At 72.8% G+C, this 4009-nt stretch carries 5 protein-coding genes; 2 read left to right on the top strand and 3 right to left on the bottom strand.

Features of this window, described 5'->3' with window-relative positions; translation table 11 throughout:
- Positions 1 to 296 precede the first annotated feature (296 nt).
- Positions 297 to 1280, top strand: coding sequence for a tryptophan--tRNA ligase (trpS, locus tag VNL12_RS13585; RefSeq protein ID WP_325595447.1), 984 nt, complete (start codon positions 297 to 299; stop codon positions 1278 to 1280).
- 131 nt (positions 1281 to 1411) lie between these two features.
- A complete protein-coding gene (locus VNL12_RS13590) occupies positions 1412 to 1885 on the top strand; it encodes a VOC family protein (protein ID WP_325595449.1) in 474 nt (157 codons plus the stop codon).
- Between the two features lie 25 nt (positions 1886 to 1910).
- Here VNL12_RS13590 and VNL12_RS13595 read toward each other — a convergent pair whose 3' ends face one another.
- The 3 genes from VNL12_RS13595 to VNL12_RS13605 all read right to left on the bottom strand — a co-directional run.
- A complete protein-coding gene (locus tag VNL12_RS13595) occupies positions 1911 to 2426 on the bottom strand; it encodes an HD domain-containing protein (protein WP_325595451.1) in 516 nt (171 codons plus the stop codon).
- A 150-nt stretch (positions 2427 to 2576) separates the two neighbouring features.
- Positions 2577 to 2894: a TraR/DksA family transcriptional regulator gene (locus VNL12_RS13600; protein WP_325595453.1), complete on the bottom strand. Its 318-nt coding sequence runs from the start codon at positions 2892 to 2894 to the stop codon at positions 2577 to 2579.
- 70 nt (positions 2895 to 2964) lie between these two features.
- Positions 2965 to 4009 (bottom strand): site-specific tyrosine recombinase (locus tag VNL12_RS13605; RefSeq protein ID WP_325595455.1); only part of this gene is annotated, 1045 nt, incomplete at its 5' end.

The following is a 4009-nucleotide window of genomic DNA, read 5'->3' on the forward strand; positions in this document are numbered from 1 at the left end:
ACGGCGGAGAGGGAGACCTCGTAGAGGTCGACCTGCTCACGCAGGATCAGGTGCAGCAGCAGGTCGAAGGGCCCGTCGTAGACCTCGGTCTGCACCTGGTACGCCACGGAGGGATCATATGACACGCGTGTGGTTTGCGCCGCACACGCCGATCGCGACCCGCGATGTCGCTGGCACACGGGACGCAACCCGGTCTGGGGGACGCTCGCCGCTTCGGCGTGGTCACAACCCGGTCGGTGGCGCGTCCGCGGATCGGGTGCCGGACCCGACTCGGTGCGCCCCTACCATCGCCGCTCATGGCGCGCGTGTTCTCCGGCATCAAGCCCACCGGCAACGTCCACCTCGGCAACCTGCTGGGCGCGCTGGCGCACTGGGTCGACGACCAGCACCGGGCCGACAGCCTCTACTGCGTGGTCGACCTCCACGCCCTGACCGTGCCCCAGGACCCGGCCGAGCTGCGGGCCGCCACCCTCCAGCTCTCCCGGACCCTGCTGGCCGTCGGCCTCGACCCCGAGGTCTGCACGCTGTTCGTGCAGAGCCACGTGTCCGAGCACACCGAGATGGCGTGGCTCATGGAGTGCACGGCGTCGATCGGCGAGCTGCGACGCATGACCCAGTTCAAGGACAAGTCCGACAGGGCCGAGTTCGTCTCCGGCGGCCTGTTCACCTACCCCGCCCTGATGGCGGCCGACATCCTCCTCTACGACACCGACGAGGTGCCGGTGGGCGACGACCAGCGCCAGCACGTCGAGCTCACCCGCGACCTGGCCGAGCGGTTCAACGCCCGGTACGGCCCGACGCTCACGGTGCCCCGGGCCACGTTCCCGACCGCCGGCGCCCGGGTGATGGACCTCCAGGACCCCACGGCGAAGATGTCGAAGTCCGACGACACCGCGCCGGGCACGATCCTGCTGCTCGACGAACCCAAGGTGGTCGAGCGCAAGATCAAGCGGGCCGTCACCGACACCGAGTCAGAGGTGCGCTACGACCCGGCGGCCAAGCCCGGGGTGTCGAACCTGCTCTCCATCCTCGGCGGGGCCACCGGGCGAACCCCGCAGGAGGCGGCTGAGGGCTACATCCAGTACGGGCCGCTGAAGGCCGACACGGCGGCGGCGGTGATCGAACGCCTCTCGCCCATCCGGGCTCGTCTCGACGACCTCGTCGCCGACCCCGCCGAGACGGCCCGCATCCTCGCCCGCGGCGCCGAGAAGGCCCGAGCCATCGCCGCCCCGACCCTGACTGGCGCCCGCACCGCGGTCGGCCTCCTGCCGCCCGCCTGAGGCGGCTCCGTTCCTCCCTGCTCTTCGAGGTGGAGGCGCTCACCCCACCGATACCCTCCTCAGCGACGAACGGGACCGGCAAGGTCACTGGCGCCGGTGTCCGCGACGGCTCTCACGAGGAGACGACGACCATGGCCGTGCTAAACCACACGATCGCATCGGCGCACGACAAGCGGGCTGCCGCCCTCTTCCTCACCGAGATCCTCGGCCTGTCACCGCCGGTGCTGCTCGGGCCGTTCGCAGCTGTGCAGGTGAGCGACGACACGACCATCGACTTCATCGACACCGATGGCGAGATCAGCTCCCAGCACTACGCCTTCCTCGTGACCGAGGTCGAGTTCGACGAGATCTTCGCCCGGATCCGCCAGCGTGGCCAGGCGTACTGGTCGGACCCATCGAGGCAGGACCAGGGCCAGATCAACACGTGGGACGACGGGAGGGGTGTGTACTTCGACGACCCGAACGGCCACCTCCTGGAGATCATCACCCGGCCCTACGGCAGCGGCGGCACGGCCGCGCAGCATCCCCACCCCTTGGTCGCTCCTGTGGTGACGACCGGCGACGGCGGAGATCCGTCGCCCGAGCCGGATCCCACCGACCGGTAGGCATCGCCCGGGCACCGTCGGCGGATCAGGCGTCGTCGGCGGCGCAGAGGGCGGCGGCCAGGTGCGCGGGCGCAGTGCGGTCCGGCTCGGGCTGGGAGTGCTCGCGGACCAGGGCGACGGTCAAGGGGTCTGAGCCGGCCAGCTCGAGCATCTCGGCACCGAGGGCTTCGTGCTGGGCGTAGAGCCCGACCCGACGGGTGAAGCCCCGGGTCTGGGTCCACGCCCCGGCCGCCTCGGGTCCGGCCACCCTGATCGAGAAGGTGGCGACGACCCGGCCGTAGGTGCTCAGGTGCGACTCCAGCTTTCCGATGTCGTGGAGCAGGGCGGCGGCCAGCACCGGCCGGGTGGCGTCGTTGCCCAGGGCCGCCTCCACCCGTCGGGCGACGCCGATGACGTGGCGGCGATCGGCGCGACCCATGCGGCGCCACAGCTCGACCTCTTCATCGAGCAGCTGGGTCTCGGCCCAGACCCCATCAGCGGCCGACGGCGTCCGGGGCGACAGTGACCCGACGAAGCGGCGGACCAGGTGCCCGGCGCTCACAGCCCGACCTCCGTGGTCGAGGTCACGTCGCACCTCGGGGCGCGATTCGCTGTCGATTCGCTGGCGGATGCGTCCCCGCCATGCCGGTGGGGTTGGTGACCGTCCTTGCGCCCAGCTCGGTCGTCGCCGTCACGTCGGGCGCGACGCGGTTCAGGCGTGCTCGATGCAGACGCGGGCGGTCGGCACGGCCTCGAGGCGCGCCAGCGGGATCGGCTCCCCGGAGATCTCACATGTGCCGTAGGTGCCCTCGTCCATCTTGGCCAGTGCCCGCTCGACGTCGTCGAGCCGCTCGGTGAGCGTGCTCGCCAGGGTCCGGCTCTCGCCCTGCTCGGCGGCGACCTGGCCCGAGTCCGCGAAGTTCTCGTCGAAGTCCGCCTCGTCGGGACGGCCCTCGGTCTGGCGGCGCAGCTGGTCGCGCTCGGCCTCGAGGGTGGCGCGCAGCGCGGTGAGGGACTCTGAGGTCAGCATCCGCCAAGGATACCGCCCGCACCTGCGGCCACGGCTGTCCGCTCGGACGCCGGGCGCCGGTCAGCCGCCCTCAGCCCTGCGCCCGCGGGTGCGCCTCGCGGTAGACGGTCCAGAGGCGGTCGGCGGAGACGAGCGTGTAGATCTGGGTGGTGCTGACCGACGCGTGGCCCAGCATCTCCTGAACAGCCCGGACATCCGCGCCGTGGTCGAGCATGTGGGTGGCGCACGAGTGGCGCAGCACATGGGGCGTGAGGCGGCCGCCCAACCCGACCCGCTCCCCCACCTTGTGGACCACGCCCCAGGCGCCCTGACGGCTCAGCCGGCCGCCCCGACGGTTGAGCAGCAGCGCCTCGGCGTCACCCCGGCGAGCCCAGCGGGGCGGCACCAGCTGGTCCCGCCCCCCGGGTTCGAGCCACGCCTCGATCGCTTCGAGGGCCAGGCGACCGACGGGCACGATGCGCTCCTTCGACCCCTTGCCGAAGGCTCGGATGAGCGCGGAGCCGACGTCGACGTCGCCCCGAGACAGCCCGACCAGCTCCGAGATCCGCAGCCCCGTGCCGTAGAGCACCTCGAGGATGGCGCGGTCGCGCCGGGCGACGGCGTCGTCGCCCTCGACCGCGTCGAGCAGGCGACCGACCTCGGCCTCGGTGAGGGCCTTGGGCACCCCGCGGGGCACACGGGGTAGGGCGATCTCCGCCGCTGGGTCCTCCGACGCCGCGCCCTCGCGGGCGAGGAACCGGTGCAGGGCCCTCACCGCCACGAGAGCCCGCTTCACCGACGACGGGGCCCGGGCCTCGTGGCGCAGGTGGGCGACGTACGCGGTGATGTCCTCCTCGGTGACCGCCGCCAGGTCCCGCCCGCGGGCCGCCAGCCAGGCGCAGTAGCGGCGCAGGTCGCCCCGGTAGGCGACCAGGGTGCTCCGCGACCGGCCCCGCTCCACGCGCAGCCAGCTCAGCAGCTCTTCCACCTCCAGGGGCAGCAGGGCGATGTCGTCGGCCGGATCGTCGACCTCCGGCGGGGCGGCACCCTCGTCGCCCGCGTCGGCCGCGTCGGCTCCGTCGGCCGCGTCGGCCGCGTCGGCTCCGTCGGCCGCGGCGGCCGCGGCGGGCGGCACC

The organism is Iamia sp., assembly GCF_035575815.1.
GTDB lineage: Bacteria > Actinomycetota > Acidimicrobiia > Acidimicrobiales > Iamiaceae > Iamia.